The sequence below is a fragment of the Tunturiibacter empetritectus genome, from assembly GCF_014201375.1.
GTDB lineage: Bacteria > Acidobacteriota > Terriglobia > Terriglobales > Acidobacteriaceae > Edaphobacter > Edaphobacter lichenicola_D.
Window position 1 is genome coordinate 833,362 of record NZ_JACHDZ010000001.1, and the last position, 14,527, is coordinate 847,888.

Here is a 14,527-nt window from a genome sequence, read left to right on the forward strand (position 1 = left end):
CCCACTTCCTGGTGGGTATACCTTGTCTTGGGGGGATGAGCGGCTTGGGTCCTCGCGATGCTCGGGCCGACCAGCGGGAGGAGCTTGGTTGATGATGGCGGCATGACCGGTATACACGTCACGAAGTGACCGCCTCCCGCGCAGGGAGCTCGTCCGGCAGGACATATCTTCTCAGTATTTGAAGCGGTAGCGGAGTTCGGCGAAGATCTCGCGGGGGTCGTTGTAGTGGAAGCCGCCGAAGGTGAGGCTGTTGTCGAGCAGGACGCGGCGGTTGGCTACGTTGGTTGCAGTGATGGAGGCGGTTAGTTTTTCGGTAAAGGTTTTGCCGATGGAGAGGTCGAAGGTGGTGTGCTCGGGGAGGTAGGGGTTGGGGTAGCGGGGATCGGCTGGCGGACCGTCGGGATTGAAGCCGCCGTTGACGAAGCCGGAGCCGTAGTAGAGGTTGGTCGAGGCGGTGGTGCGCCACGGAAGAGTAGCGTTGAAGCCTGCGTTGAGTGTGTTGCGCTGGTCGTGATCAACGGGGGTGTAGGCGGGGTCGACATCGCACTCGGCTGAGGTGGGCGGAGAGCAGATGAGGCCGCCGGTGATGGCTCCACGCTGCTCGGCGATCTGGTTGGAGTAGGCGAGGTGGAACTGGCCGATGTGACCGAGGCGTGGGCTGCGGAGGCTTAGCTCCCAGGCGCGGACGAGAGCGCCGTCGACGGTGACGGGGAAGTAGATGCTGGAGTCGCCGATGTTGGAGTGGTCGAGGAAGTTGTTGATGCGGGTCTTGAAGGTGTCGGCGTCGAGGAGCCAGCCGCGGAGGGGGATTTGAACGCCGAACTGATGCTCTTCGTCGCGCTCGCCGTGGAGTGGAGCGAAGCTGGTGCCGGAGCTGAGGGCGAAGTTTTGCAGGTTGCAGGTGCCGGCGGCGATGGCGGCGGCGGTGCAGCCGAAGGTGAGTAGAGGTGGGGGCTGGTAGAAGCGACCGTAGAAGCCGCGGAAGACCCAGTTGAGTTTGGGAATGCGGAGGGCGACGCCGAAGCGCGGGGCGGTGACGTTCTCGGTGAACTCGGCCTGGAAGTGGGTTTGGCGAAGGCCGGCGATGAGGGTGAGCCAGGTGGTGGGTTTGTAGTTGTCGGAGAGGTAGGCTTCGATGACTCCGCCTGAGGCTGAGTCTGGGGTGCGGAACGGAGCGGTGCCGCTGCCGTCGTTGAAGATTGCGCCGAAGAGGTAGTTGTCGTGCTGGCCGAAGGAGTAGAAGCCGGCCTGGAGGGTGTTGCGGGCGGGCTTAGTGGGAAAGACTTCGGTGGTGATGTTGGCCTGTGCTCCGGCGTAGGTGGAGCTGCGGTCGGAGGTGGTGGCTACGGGGATGTCGTTGGGGTTGGATTCGTAGTCGGCGCGGTTGTAGTGGAAGAAAGGCGAGACTTGCAGGACTGTCGCGGGGTTGAAGGTGTGCAGCCAGGAGAAGGCTGCGGTGCCGTCGAGCTCATGCTGGCCGTCGCGAAGGCCGCTGGATTGAAACTGCTGGTTGCCGGGGCTGTCGGGGTCGGGGTCGTAGGGGATCTGGAAGTAGTCGGCGCGAAGCTGGGTGATGAGGCGGAGCTGGTCTTTGGGAGTGCGGTTGTAGAGGAGGGAGGCGAAGCCACCGTAGCCGTTGGCGGCGTCGTGGATGACGACTCCGGTGGGTGGGGAGAGGCCGTAGTCGCTGCGGTTGCCGGTGAGGCTGGCGTAGTAGGCGAACTTTTCGGTGTGGTCGCCGAAGTTGAGCTGGTCGTTGGTCTGGAGGAAGCTGCCTGCGCTAAGGATGAGCTCGGCCTGGCGGTTGCGCTCGAAGCCGGTGCGGGGGACGACGTTGAAGACGCCGTAGGTGCGGTCGCCTACGTCGGAGGTGTAGCTGCCGCGTTGGATTTCGATGTAGTCGATGTCCTTGGGGTCGATCTGGGCGCCGAGGTTGGAGGCGATGTTGGTGTTGGGGATTTGGACGCCGTCGAGGAGCCAGGAGACTTGATGGCCGCCGCGCATGTGGAGCATGTCGTGGGTGATGTAGGCGCCGGGGACGTAGTCGGTGATCATGGCCATGCTGTTGGTTCGGTCGGCACCGGGGGTTTGGGCGATGTCCTGACGGCTGATGAGGGTGGTGGGGGTGACGGTGTTGACGTTGGCGGTGTTGAGGTCGGTTGTGACGGAGGTGGTTTGCTCGATGGTGCCGAGGTGGAGCTCGATGTGGAGGATGGGTGCTGTGTCGGAGGCTAGCGTGAGGGATTGTTTTGCGGTGTCGAAGCCTGGTTGGGAGATGGTGATGGTGTAGTCGCCTAGGGGGAGAGAGGGGATGGTGAACGAGCCGTCCTGCGCGGTGGTGGTGGATCTGGTGAAGGCGGAGTTGGCGGCGTGGAGTTCGATGCGGGCGTTGGCGATGGGGCGGTGCTGGGGGTCGTGGACGACGCCGTGGAGCTGGCTGAAGATGGTGGCTCGGGCGGTGATGGCGCTGAAGAGTGCCAGGAGACAAAGTAGAGCGAGCTTGCGCATGGGGCTTCGGACTTCCCTCGTCAGAGACGTTGACGGAGTTGGAGCTGCGGAACGGACGGCAGTGCTCCCGTTTACTGCGGGAGGTTGTGTCGGCTGCTGGTCGGGTCGCTTAGAGGGTGAAGGAGGGAGGGCCGCGCTTCTGGCGGGAGCGATCGAGGGCCACGCGGGCGCGGGCTTCGGTCTGGGTCTTGAGGGAGGGGTGGCTGACGATCCCGACGAAGAGGAGGGATGCAGCGTTGCAGGCGAGATCTCCGTGCTGGATCTGAGTGACGGCGGCTGGGTAGGACGGGCACTTCTGCGGGATCGTCGAGACGTTGATGCCGTCTGGTTGCTGCATGTTTCCCATGCAGTGATGCGCGCCGTTCCGTCTGCAGCAGGCCGGGAGATTCGCCTGGCTGCTGGCGGTGAGGGCCAGTAGCGGCGAGATCAGCGGTGAGCTGAACAGGAGAAGCAACGTGATGGCGATGAGGCGTCGCACGGTTTCATTGTAGCGGAGGTTTGTTGGTGGGATGTCATCGAGGGTTGAGTGCGATGGTGACAGTTCGGAGACAAAGGCAAAGGGGAATACGGGATACTTCCCCTTCGACTTCGCTCAGGGTCAGGATGACAAGCTGATGAGCAGGTGGGGTCGATTTCAAAGATGACAAGATGCAAAATGCTGGCTGGAAAGCGGTATTCTTCCCACCCATCGCGATGAGACTGCGATGGATGGGGCACCCTCTGGTTAGTGGCCGGTCGAGAAGGACAAAGGCGAAATGCGGGGGTCTCTCCACTGCGCAACAGACGATGGGACTGTCTGTTGCTTCGGTCGAGATGACGAAGTTTTGATTGGTCGGATCAAAGAGCAACTGTAGATAAGGGCAACAGCTAAAGCAAAAGCAGATCCCCTACGAGATGACAAAGAGCAGACAACCGCAAGAGCGAGATCGAGGTGAGACGATGGGCTACGGGCCTAGCGGCGGTTGTCGGTAGCGGGCTCGGGGTGGATGAGGAGGCGGGAGACTTCGGGGCAGTCTAGTTTGAAGGCGTTCTCGAGGGCGGTGATGATCTCGTGGACCTTCGACATGGGGAGGTCGTCGGGCAGGGTGCAGTGGCAGTTGACCTGGATGCGGTCGACTCCTGTGTTGTGGGCGCGGGTGACGAAGACCTCGTGGATGTCGAGGATCTCGGGGAAGGCCTGGGCGCAGCGGCGGAGGCGGACTTCAAGCTGGCGGTCTCGCTCGAGGGAGGCGGGACGCTCGATGGTGGCTGGCTCGCTTTCGATGTGGGTGAGGATGGTGGAGATCTCGGGGATCTCGCGGCGGATGTCGGACTCGAGCTGGGTGACGAGGGCGTGAGCGGCGCTGAGGGACATCTTCTCGTCGACTTCGAGGTGCTGCTCGACGTGGAGCTCGTGGTTGTACTCCTGTACGGTTACGTCGTGGATGGCGAGGTTTGAGCGGGCGGCTACGGCGCGGATGCGGTCGTGAAGGCTTTCGGCGAGGGAGGCGGTGGGGATGGAGTGGACGACGACGTCGGCGCCGGGGAGATGGCGGCGAACGGCGGCGGTGGCGGCCATGGTGATCTGCTCGGAGCGCTGGAAGGTGAGATTGCGGGGGAGGCCGAGGGTGAGGTCGGCGAAGTAGTTGGGGCCGGCGCGGCGGGTGCGGATGCGGTCGACGGAGAGGACGCCGTCGATGGCGGCGATGTCGCGGGTCATGTCGCGGGTCTGGGAGCGGGTTTCGATGGGGGTGGCGTCGGTGAGGGCGTCGATGGTGCGGCGGGCGAGGTTCCAGGTGACGTGGAGGATGATTGCGGCGACGAGGATGGCGGCGATGGGGTCGGCTAGTTCAAGCGCGGGAATTTGGAAGCGCTCGCCTATGTAGCTTGCGGCGAGACCGAGGAGGACCGCGATGGAAGACCAGATGTCGGTGCGGAAGTGGATGGCGTCGGCTTCGAGAGCTTCGCTCTTGGTTTCGTCTGCGATTTTTTGGAGCTTGCCGGAGCGGGTGTAGTCGACGGTGATGGAGAGAAGGAGGACGAGGAAGGGCCAGATGGAGAGGTTGAGGACGAGGTGCTGGCGGTGGGCGATGCGGCGGACGGCTTCGGTGAGGATCCAGACGCAGGAGCCGAGCATGAGAACGGACTCGATGGCGGCGGAGAGGCTTTCGATCTTGCCGTGGCCGTAGGTGTGGTCGGCGTCGGCGGGGCGGTCGGAGACCTGGACGGAGAAGAGGGTGATGGCGGCGGCGATGAGGTCGATGCCGGAGTGGGCTGCCTCGGAGAGCATGCCGAGAGAGCCGGTGAGAAGGCCGGTGAGGAGCTTGAGGAGGGTGACGGCGAAGGCGGCGAGCACGGAGAAGAGCGCGGCGGAACGTTTGGCGCTGTGTGGGGTCGCGGCTTGTTCGGGCTGGGCCGTAGTGCTCATCAGGAAGATGGTACAGGGTTTTGTGTGTTGAGTGCTGCGCTTCGGCGGCGTGTTTCGGCGCGGAGATAGAGCATGATGAGGGCGCCGAGGAGCATGGGGATACTCATGAGGAGGAGGCCGCGTTGATAGTCGCCGGTGAGATCTTTGGCGAAGCCGACGAAGTAGGGGCCGAGGAAGCCGCCGATCATGCCGATCATGTTGAGGGTGGCGATGCCGGCGGCTGCGGTTCGTCCTTGAAAGAAGCTTCCGGGGAGAGACCAGAGAGGGCCCTGCATCGCGTTGTAGGCGATGATGACTGTGCCGATGGAGATGACTACGTTGATGGGATTGGTGGAGAGACCGCAGGCGAAGAAGCCGACGGAGATGAGGAAGGCCCAGGGGATGATGTGCATGTAGCGGGGATAGTTGCTGTGTGGCGTTCGGCGCTGGACGCGGTCGGAGTAGATGCCGTTGAGGAGCATGGCGGCTGCGCCGAGGAGACTGAGGGTTGCGATGAGGTAGCCGACCTTTGACGTGCTGAGGTGGGTTGCTCGCTGGATGACGTCTGGAGCGACAAAGGTGTAGGCGTAGGAGGAGCCGAGCATTAGCAACATGAAGAGGCCAAGCTGCCAGACGCGTGGATCGAGAAGGGCGGCGCTGAGATTGTGGCTGCGCTGGCCGGTTAGTGAGGGATCGTTGTGGACGTGGTGGATGATCCATGCGCGCTCGTCTTCGGTGAGCCACTGGGCCTGCTGAGGACCGTCGGGAAGCAGGTAGAGGAAGGCTATGCCTAGCAGGATGGGAGGGATGCCTTCTACGAGGAAGAGCCATTGCCAGCCGCGGAGGCCAAGGTAGCCGTCGAGGTTGAGGAGTGCGCCGGCGATGAGGCCCATGAAGACGGAGCTGAGCGGCAGGGAGATGTAGAAGCTGCTGATGGCGCGGGCGCGCAGCTCCTGCGGGAACCACTGCGTGAGATAGAAGATGATGCCGGGGAAGAAACCCGCTTCGGCGACACCGAGGAAGAAGCGCGCGGTGTAGAACTGCCAGGGGGTGCGGACGAAGAGCATGGCCATGGCAAGGATTCCCCAGGTGACCATGATGCGGGAGAGCCAGCGACGCGCTCCGAAGCGGTAGAGGAGGAGGTTTGAGGGAATCTCGCAGGCGGCGTAGCTGAGGAAGAAGAGGCCGGCGCCGAAGCCATAGACGGTGGCGCTGAAGTGGAGGTCGCGGTTCATCTGGAGGGCGGCGAAGCTGATGTTGATGCGGTCCATGTAGGCTGCGCCGTAGCCGAGGGCTATGAGGGGGATGAGGCGTTGGGTAGCTTTGCGCATGGCAGATGCGCCGATAGCTGCGCTGGCTGCGGTCGAGTCATCGAGGACCGGGGTTGAGGGCGCGGCCATCTGAATGCCACCTCTGGGAGCAAGGAGTTGCAGTGGATCGTTGAAGCTGAGGGAACGATATCACTGCAGGGGCGGAGAGGCGTGGGGTGCGCGGCGGCGGTCAGGGTTTGGTGGCGTGGTAGAGGCCGACGACGCCGAAGGTGTAGCTGGTCCATGTGGCGTCGGTGAAGCCTGCGGCTTTGAGGAGTTGGAGCATGCGGGGTGGGCGAGGGAAGCGCTCGACTGAGGCGTTGAGGTAGCTGTAGGCGGGGGCGTTGCCGGTGATGAGGCCGCCGAGACGGGGCAGGATGGACTTGAAGTAGATGTTGTAGAGGGCGCCGGTGAGTCCTTCGGGCTGGTTGCACTCGAGGATGCCGAGCTGGCCGCCGGGGCGGAGGACGCGAAGGATCTCGGTGAGGCCTTCGTGGTAGTTGGCGAGGTTGCGGAAGCCGAAGGCGGAGGTGACGAGGTCGACGGAGGCGTCGGCTATGGGGAGGTGGAGCGCGTCGGCTTCGATGGGGGTTACGTTGTGCGCGCCGAATTTCTTGATACCGAGCGCGAGCATCTGGTGGGAGAAGTCCACGGCGAGGATTGGCGCGGCTCCCGGGGTGGTGGGGCGGTGTTTGAGGAGGGCCATGGTCATGTCGCCGGTGCCGCAGCAGAGGTCGAGGGTGACGGCTTCGGGGTGCTGGAGGATGGGGCGGAAGAGACGTGCGGTGCGGGTCCACCAGGAGCGGTCGATGCCGGCAGAGAGGAGGTGGTTGGCGCGGTCGTAGGCGGGGGCGATGGTGTCGAACATCTGCTGGACGGAGGTGGCGGCGGCTTGCTCGGTGGTGATGCCGGCGGGGCGGGCTCCGGTGGAGCGTTCGTGTTCGGGTTTGATTGGAGTGCTCATGGATCTACTATTCAGACTCTTCGAACTTCACTGTTGACTGTGACGACCTTGAGCTCCGACTCTCCCTATTCCGAAGAACTTGTTTCTGAAAAGCTGGAATCCGGCAAGTTCAATAAGAACTGGGTAAAACCAAATAAATTTCCAATGCTCAACATGAGCAATAACCGCTACCCATATTGCGCAATGCACTGTAAACAAAAAGGTGAATAAGAACCAAAATGATTTTTTTCTCAATAAAGTACGAGAACCTTGAAGGAAGTATCCAAACAAGAGCGCAGTGGAAATTCCAAAGCCAATTCGTTTAACAAAAAAATCCCAACTCATACCATTTGCAAACATGGCTATGACTATTCCTATGATCACCATGCAGATTGCCACGTAGAGAGCTACGTCTTTCAAACGTTGCTTGAGTACTTTTTTCATCGGCGACTAGGCGTTCGGCGCATTAGGGTGAGCATGGCGTTGGTGGCGGCGAGGAGTTCGGGTTCGGTTACGTTGCGGACTATTTCTACTTTGCCTATGGCTGTGGGTAGGACGAAGGAGCGGATGCCGCTGCGGTTTTTCTTGTCGCGGCTGGTTAGGGCCACAAGTTTTTCGGCAGTGGCTTTGAATGTGGGGAGTGGGCCGTAGCGGAGGATCAGATTTACGATGCGGTTGGCATCTTTTTCGCTGACCGTGTTGCGAGCTACGGCTACGCTGATGGCGGCGATGCTGCCCCAGGCTACGGCTTCGCCGTGGAGGAGCTGCTTGTAGTTGGTGGCGGCTTCGATGGCGTGGCCGATGGTGTGGCCGAAGTTGAGGATCATGCGGAGGCCGGACTCTTTTTCGTCCTGGCTGACTACTGCGGCTTTGACTCGGACGGAGGCGGCTACTACTTTAGCCAGGGCTTTGGTGTCGGCGTTTCGTTTTGTGGCGTCACTTGTGTTCAGGATGGCTTCGGCGTTTTGTTCCATGTAGCGGAAGAGTCTGGCGTCGTAGATGACTCCGGCTTTGATAGATTCTTGCAGGCCGGCGCGGAGTTCGGCGGGGGGGAGGGTGCGGAGGAGGTCGGTGTCGGCGAAGACGGCTTGTGGGTGGTGGAAGCTGCCGATGAGGTTTTTGCCTGCGGCGAGGTTGACTCCGGTCTTGCCGCCGATGGAGGAGTCTACCTGCGCGAGGAGCGTGGTGGGGATTTGGACGTAGCGGATGCCGCGCATGTAGATGGCGGCGAGGAAGCCGGTGATGTCGCCGATGACGCCGCCACCGAAGGCGAGGAGGAGGGCGTCGCGGTCGGCTCCTGCGGTGGAGAGTTGCTGGGCGAGGGATTCGACGCTGGCCATGCGCTTGTGGCGCTCGCCTGCGGGGTGGAAGAGGACGGTTGGGGGTTCTTTGAAGCTGGCGAGGAAGGGCTTGGACCAGAGGGCCCAGATGTTGGGCGAGGTGATGATGAAGGGGCGGAAGGGTTTGCCGGGGTTCAGTTTGCTGAGGCGCGGGTGGAGGGTGGGGAGGAGGTTTGGGGCTATGGTGACGTTGTAGGTTGCGGAAGGCGTGTTGATGGGGATTACGGGCACGGTTTCTTCATCGTATCGTATCTATTCTTTGAAGGGCTTTGTCCTGCCAGAAGGGCCGCCTGCGCGGAGGGCGGTCACTTCGTGACTTGTATACCCCTTTGGTTGGCGCTCCCGTTGGTCGCGATGATGATCGTTCCGGTAGCATTGAGAGATGGAACGGTTCGATTTTTTGGTAATAGGGGCTGGGATTGCAGGGTTGAGTGCGGCGATTCGGTTGGCGGAGACGGGCGCAGTACTGGTAGTGACCAAGGAAGAGCTTGCGGAGTCGAATACCGCTTACGCGCAGGGCGGGATCGCGGTGGCGATGGGCGGCGAAGAGGATGTCGCACTGCATCTGGAAGACACGATGGCGGCTGGAGATGGGCTGGTGAATCGTGAGGCCGCGGCGGTGCTGGTGACCCAGGGGCCGAGGCGGGTGGAGGAGCTGTTGGAGTGGGGGACGGCGTTCGATCGCTATCCGAAGGGCAAGCACGAGGGCGAGTTGATGCGGACGCGTGAGGGGGCGCATAGCCTGTCGCGGATACTGCATGCGAATGGAGATGCGACGGGGAAGGAGATTGCGGTGTCTCTGCTGCGGCATGTGCGGGAGATTCCAGTGATCGAGTTGATGGAGTGGGCTACCAGTGTGGATCTGCTGGTGGAGGGTGGGCGCGTGGTGGGGGCTATGCTGCTGGATGGAGAGGGTGGGCTGAGGGTGGTTCGGGCTGGGGCTGTGCTGCTGGCCAGCGGCGGGGCGGGGCAGGTTTATAGCGATACGACGAATCCTGCGGTGGCTACGGGGGATGGGATTGCGATGGCTTACCGGGCGGGGGCGGCGGTGAGCGATATGGAGTTCTATCAGTTTCATCCGACGGCGTTCAGTGAGGCGGGGGCTCCGCGATTTTTGCTGAGTGAGGCGCTGCGGGGCGAGGGCGCTTATCTGATGAATGCGAAGGGGGAGCGGTTTATGGAGCGGTATCATCCGCTGCTGGAGCTGGCTCCGCGGGATGTGGTGGCGCGGGCGATTACGCGTGAGGGGATGGATGGGCCGGTGTATCTGGATATGCGGCATGTGGCTTTGAGTCCGAGTGCTACGGACCTGCAGATGCGGTTTCCGGGGATCTCGAAGTTTCTGGCGAAGTATCGGCTGGAGTTGGGGAGGGATCTGATTCCGGTGCGGCCGGCGGCGCATTATCTGATGGGTGGGGTGAAGACGGATGTGCAGGGAAGGACTTCGTTGCCGGGGTTGTATGCGGCGGGGGAGGCGGCGTGCACGGGGGTACATGGAGCGAATCGGCTGGCTAGTAACTCGCTGCTGGAGGGGCTGGTGTTTGGGGCGCTGGCCGCGGAGACGATGGTTGCGGAGACGTCGTTGAGCGAGCTTGATGCTAGTGCTTCGGTGGTGGCTTCTAGTGGGAGCGGCGTGACGCCGGAGGCTGCGACGGAGAGATGGATTAAGGAGCTGCGCGATTTGATGTGGAAGTACGCCGGGCTGCTGCGGGATAAGGATGGTTTGGAGCAGGCTAAGCGTGGGCTGGGTGCGCTGGGGGCGGCTATGCCGAAGGGGCTGACCCGGCGGGCGGTGGAGGCGATGAATCTGCATGTGGTGGCGGAGCTGATTGTGGCGTCGGCGCTGGGGCGCGAGGAGAGCCGGGGAGCACATTTTCGGAATGACTTTCCGCTGCGGGATGAGGTGGCGAAGCACTCGGTGATGCAGGAGGGGAGGCTTGAGTTTGTTGCTTGAGAGGGGGCTGGTTGTTTGGGGACAGATTGGGAGTGGGCGGAGGTTTCGGCTTGAGTCGTGACCGGGGTCTTCGGTGGTTGGTTGCGTCGATTGTGGGGCGATGTTGAGCTTTTGCGTGGCGGCGATGGAGATCTACTGCAAGGTGGCGGATGTCAGGGCGAATGGATTCTTCCATGGTGGCCGGGCGGCGCTGGCGGCGGCTATGGCTGGGTTGTTTGGGGGCGGGATCGTTGCGGTGTTGGTTGCTGGTGTTTCTTCTGCGATGGGGGAGTGGCCGCGAACGACGGGAGTTGGAGCCGTGAAGGGCTGCGGCCTTGGAGCTCTTCGGTAGAAGCGGGATCGTGATTAAAGAATGGTCAGGAGAACGGGAAGGATGACGCCGGCGATCAAAATGACTGTGATGAGACCTCTGTTGCGGATGTACTTGTAGGACATGTAGATGCCCGAGATGGTCGAGACAAACACGCCAATGCAGACCAGGAGAAAGAAGCCCTTCAAGGGCAGGGCGTTGTGTGGCTTTGGGGCGGGTGTGTCCGATGATTGGGGCGATGGGCTTTGCGCCGGCTGTGGGGCGGTTGTGGCGGCGGATTGAGATTTGTCTGGCTGCTGATCGGCGCTCTTGTTTGAGGGCTTGTCTAGTGATTTGACTGGGAAATTTTCTGGGGACCTGTCAGGGGGGAGTTTTCTTACGGGAACGACGATGGTTTGCTTCTTGTGGATCTGGCCTAGCGTCACGGCCCAGGCGGGCGGTTTGTAGCTGCTGCCACGCGTGGTTTCGTGGAGGCTGAAGGTCTGGAGCGCTCCGGTAAAAGCAAAGAAAAGCAGGGCAGGTGCAATAAAGACACCGAGATAGAGGTGGACGAGTCTGGTGTACTTCAGAGCAGTATGAGAAGAGGACATTAAGTCTTTTTTACACAAGGAAGTTAAATACGACAAGTTCAGTCCTAGTTTGTATCGAACCTCTGCAAGGATATCTTTTCTCCGGTCGATTTGACGGGAGAGTGGACGAAGGATCGCCAATTGAGGATGGATGTGAAAAAAGGCGGGCCGCCAGATTTCGACGGTCCGTAAGTTTGCCTTGAGCTAACGTGTTTTGGTGTCGGAAAATTTTTTAGGAGGCCGTCGCGAATTTGCGGCGGATGGTAGCGGCTGCGCCGAGAAGGCCTGTGGCCATGAGGCTCAGTGTGCCGGGTTCCGGGACGGGGCTATTGGAAGAGGGGTCGGTAAAGTTGAAGGAGCCTGAACCGGCGCCGATGCTTCCATCGAAGTTGACTCCGGCTACATCTCCTGCCACGTTGGCGCCGAGGCCGAGAAAGGTGCCGACACTAATGTCACCGAGGGTGGCATTAGTGAAGGAAAATGCAAGGCTTTTGCAGGGAGCTACATGGTTGAAGACGACGGTTACGGCGACGCAGGCTTCGGTGACGTTGAGAACACCAAGTACTCCTGAGACGTCTGCGTAGCTTGCGGTGAAGGTTTCAAGACTAGTGCTGAAGATATCTGTACTGAGCTTCGTGAAGCTGAATACCTCGGCGTCACCGATGACAATTGGGGTGATGATTTGGTCACCGGCACCGGCATTGATGGTTGCAGAGATGGAGTCGGCGTGAAGGGCGGATGGGAGAAGGGCGAGAGTAACCAGAGCGAGAAATGCGGCAGGCAATTTCATAGGTGTGACTCCTTATGCCTGTGGTTATTGCAAGTGCCTCGCCAAAGGTTCCTTATGGCCTAAGAATTAGAAAACTCCTGTTCTAGGGTCGTTTTCGAGCAACTTGCAGGAATTTCGCATAACGGCCTGGAGCGGACCTTGGATTTGAGCCCGGATGTCATTTTTTCCCCTGTTCTAGCTTCCGCCCTTCATGAGGGAAAAGATTTTCCACTTTAGACTGCAAAGTTTCCCTATTTACGTCGGTGCAACCTCACTCGAGGTCCACGTGACTGGCTTTCTCCTATGGATTCAGTGCTTTATCAGGCCGCGGAGCGCCTTTTGGAAGGAGCGAGAGAACGATGGTGATCCCCAGGATGGCTATGATGGCGGCGAGCGAAAGAAGTGGGCCGATCTCGATCCAGTGGGCGGCGAGCATCTTGAAGGCTGCGAAGGCGAGGACCGCGGCGAGGCCGTAGTGGAGGAAGCGCAGCTTGGCCAGCAGGTGGGCAAGGAGGAAGTAGAGCGAGCGGAGGCCCATGACGGCCATGATGTTTGAGGTGTAGGCGAGGAAGGGCTGGCGGGTGATGGAGAGGACCGCGGGGATGGAGTCGAGGGCGAAGACGACGTCGGTGAGCTCGATGGCGATGAGGGCGAGGAAGAGGACGGTGATCATGCGCTGGCCGCTCTCGAAGACGAAGAACTTGTCCTGCCGGAGGCTGACGGGGTGGAGGCGGGAGAGCCAGGCGATCCAGCGGGGCGTTTCGGTTTGTGGCTTTTCGGCGCCTGGGAGTACGAGGCGAATGGCGGCGAGGAGCAGGATCGCGGCGAAGAGGTAGCTGACCCACTCGAAGCGGGCCAGGAGGCCGAGGCCGGCGGCGATGAAGGCTCCGCGCATGAGGATGGCGCCGAGGACGCCCCAGAAGAGGGCCTTGGGCTGGTGGGCGGGTTCGATCTTGAAGACGCGGAAGAGGAGTAGGAAGAGGAAGAGGTTGTCGATGGAGAGCGACTCTTCGATGGCGTAGCCGGCGAGATATTGGGTTGCGGCCTGGCCGCCCATGGAGCGAAGGATGAAGAGGGCGAAGGCGAGAGCTGCTGCGACCCAGAGGATGGTGGCGGCGACCGAGGTGGATTGAGTTTTGGAGGGGCCCTGGTGGCGGACGTAGAGGAGCTCAGCCCCGAGGAGGATGAGGATGAAGAGGTGAAAACCTATCCAGTGGCTGATGGGGGTTGCGACGAGCATCTCCCTTGGATGCTACAGGGCGGGGCCTGAAGCTTGCAGGGAGAGAGATCTAATTTGGGGGCCGAGCTCGTCTGGGGAGGGTTTGACGGAGCTATTGGAACGGTGCTGCTTGCGAGCGCTGGTTAGTGTGCGCCGGCGACCATGGAGTAGACCGTGTAGACGATGATTGCGAGCGCCATCCACAGGAGGGAGGACAGGAAGAGGCTGCGCGCGATATCGAGTACATGGTGGGTCTCGAGGAAGCCGTCTGCATTGTTGTTTTGACGAGCGGTGCGGGTGGTGAGTTCTGTGTAGCGGTTGTGTATGTCTGCGTACGTTGGTGTCTGCATGGTCCCTCCTATCGGCCAAGACTAGGGGGAGCATTAGCCCGGTGCTATCCCTCGAATGCAGTAGTTTGTAACTCGTTTGGGTGACAATTGGTTTGTTTTTGAGGCAATGGAACGGGTTTTCGCGGTTTTTGGTGACAGGTCAGGCCGGATGGGATAGGATTTGGCGGTATTCGGACACCCTAAATTGAACCTACAGGAGATTTTATGAAGATTTCGATGTGTTTGATGGCGGTTGCAGCGGGGCTCGTCGGCACACAGATGGCTGTGGCCCAGGCAGCGGCACCAGCGGGATCTACGGGCATGTGCAAGGACGGAACCTACTCGACGGCTGCGAGTAAAGCGGGGGCTTGCCGGGGACACCAGGGGGTGAAGGAGTGGTATGCCGCTTCGACGGCGAAGGCACCCGCTGCTGGGGCTGCGGCTACTGCACCTGCTGCTGCACCGGTTGCGGCTGCTAAGACAGCTCCGGTTGCTGCGCCTGCGGCTGCTGCGGCTACTGCACCAGCTGCTGCTGCTGCGTCGGGTGGGACGTCGGGAAAGCTGTCTCCCTCACAGAAGGCTGCTGCTCGTCCGCTGGCTGCTGGTGGCGGTCCTGGACTGGTGTGGGTGAATACGTCGAGCAACGTCTACCACTGCTATGGGTCGGACTTTTACGGGAAGACGAAGGAAGGCTCTTATATGTCTGAGGCTGATGCCAAGGCCAAGGGCGCTCATGGGGACCACGGAAAGAGCTGCACCAAGTAAGAAGGTCCTGCCGGACGGGCCTCCTGCGCGGAGGGCGGTCACTTCGTGACGCGTATACCTTGTCTTGGTGAGTCTGGCAGGCTGGTCCTCCCGTTGGTCGGAATGAGAATTTTGTTTCCGACCAA

At 61.2% G+C, this 14,527-nt stretch carries 14 protein-coding genes; 3 read left to right on the forward strand and 11 right to left on the reverse strand.

Translation table 11 applies throughout. From position 1 onward, the window contains the following. Window positions 1-171: 171 nt before the first annotated feature. The 7 genes from HDF10_RS03620 to aroB form a co-directional block, all read right to left on the reverse strand. Window positions 172-2,508 carry a TonB-dependent receptor gene (locus HDF10_RS03620; protein ID WP_183810531.1) on the reverse strand — a complete coding sequence of 779 codons (2,337 nt, stop codon included), beginning with the start codon at window positions 2,506-2,508 and terminating at the stop codon, window positions 172-174. 109 nt (window positions 2,509-2,617) lie between these two features. Then, window positions 2,618-2,986 carry a hypothetical protein gene (locus HDF10_RS03625; RefSeq protein WP_183810533.1) on the reverse strand — a complete coding sequence of 123 codons (369 nt, stop codon included), beginning with the start codon at window positions 2,984-2,986 and terminating at the stop codon, window positions 2,618-2,620. Between the two features lie 474 nt (window positions 2,987-3,460). Beyond that, complete coding sequence (locus HDF10_RS03630) at window positions 3,461-4,915, reverse strand: cation diffusion facilitator family transporter (RefSeq protein ID WP_183810535.1); 1,455 nt, start codon at window positions 4,913-4,915, stop codon at window positions 3,461-3,463. Next, a complete protein-coding gene (locus HDF10_RS03635) occupies window positions 4,915-6,294 on the reverse strand; it encodes an MFS transporter (RefSeq protein ID WP_183810537.1) in 1,380 nt (459 codons plus the stop codon). Before HDF10_RS03635 ends, HDF10_RS03630 begins: the two co-directional genes overlap by 1 nt. 100 nt (window positions 6,295-6,394) lie before the next feature. Then, window positions 6,395-7,168 carry a bifunctional demethylmenaquinone methyltransferase/2-methoxy-6-polyprenyl-1,4-benzoquinol methylase UbiE gene (gene ubiE, locus HDF10_RS03640; protein ID WP_183810539.1) on the reverse strand — a complete coding sequence of 258 codons (774 nt, stop codon included), beginning with the start codon at window positions 7,166-7,168 and terminating at the stop codon, window positions 6,395-6,397. Between the two features lie 27 nt (window positions 7,169-7,195). Continuing rightward, window positions 7,196-7,591, reverse strand: coding sequence for a hypothetical protein (locus tag HDF10_RS03645; protein ID WP_183810541.1), 396 nt, complete (start codon window positions 7,589-7,591; stop codon window positions 7,196-7,198). Beyond that, a complete protein-coding gene (gene aroB, locus HDF10_RS03650) occupies window positions 7,588-8,718 on the reverse strand; it encodes a 3-dehydroquinate synthase (protein ID WP_183810543.1) in 1,131 nt (376 codons plus the stop codon). The genes HDF10_RS03645 and aroB overlap by 4 nt, the downstream gene beginning before the upstream one ends. 151 nt (window positions 8,719-8,869) lie before the next feature. On the opposite strand from aroB, the gene nadB reads away from it, so the two are divergent. Continuing rightward, complete coding sequence (gene nadB / locus HDF10_RS03655) at window positions 8,870-10,441, forward strand: L-aspartate oxidase (protein ID WP_183810545.1); 1,572 nt, start codon at window positions 8,870-8,872, stop codon at window positions 10,439-10,441. A gap of 100 nt (window positions 10,442-10,541) precedes the next feature. Next, window positions 10,542-10,772 carry a hypothetical protein gene (locus HDF10_RS03660; RefSeq protein ID WP_183810547.1) on the forward strand — a complete coding sequence of 77 codons (231 nt, stop codon included), beginning with the start codon at window positions 10,542-10,544 and terminating at the stop codon, window positions 10,770-10,772. A gap of 14 nt (window positions 10,773-10,786) precedes the next feature. On the opposite strand, the gene HDF10_RS03665 is transcribed toward HDF10_RS03660, so the two are convergent. From HDF10_RS03665 to HDF10_RS03680, 4 genes are all read right to left on the reverse strand, one after another. Continuing rightward, window positions 10,787-11,341, reverse strand: a complete 555-nt coding sequence (locus HDF10_RS03665) for a PepSY domain-containing protein (protein ID WP_183810549.1) — start codon at window positions 11,339-11,341, stop codon at window positions 10,787-10,789. A 211-nt stretch (window positions 11,342-11,552) separates the two neighbouring features. Beyond that, a complete protein-coding gene (locus tag HDF10_RS03670) occupies window positions 11,553-12,110 on the reverse strand; it encodes a PEP-CTERM sorting domain-containing protein (RefSeq protein ID WP_183810551.1) in 558 nt (185 codons plus the stop codon). Between the two features lie 280 nt (window positions 12,111-12,390). After that, complete coding sequence (locus HDF10_RS03675) at window positions 12,391-13,329, reverse strand: TerC/Alx family metal homeostasis membrane protein (RefSeq protein WP_183810554.1); 939 nt, start codon at window positions 13,327-13,329, stop codon at window positions 12,391-12,393. Between the two features lie 122 nt (window positions 13,330-13,451). Then, a complete protein-coding gene (locus HDF10_RS03680) occupies window positions 13,452-13,658 on the reverse strand; it encodes a hypothetical protein (protein ID WP_183810556.1) in 207 nt (68 codons plus the stop codon). Window positions 13,659-13,862: 204 nt separating this feature from the next. Here HDF10_RS03680 and HDF10_RS03685 point away from each other — a divergent pair, with 204 nt between their 5' ends. After that, a complete protein-coding gene (locus HDF10_RS03685; protein ID WP_183810558.1) occupies window positions 13,863-14,402 on the forward strand; it encodes a DUF3761 domain-containing protein in 540 nt (179 codons plus the stop codon). The last annotated feature ends 125 nt before the right edge of the window (window positions 14,403-14,527 follow it).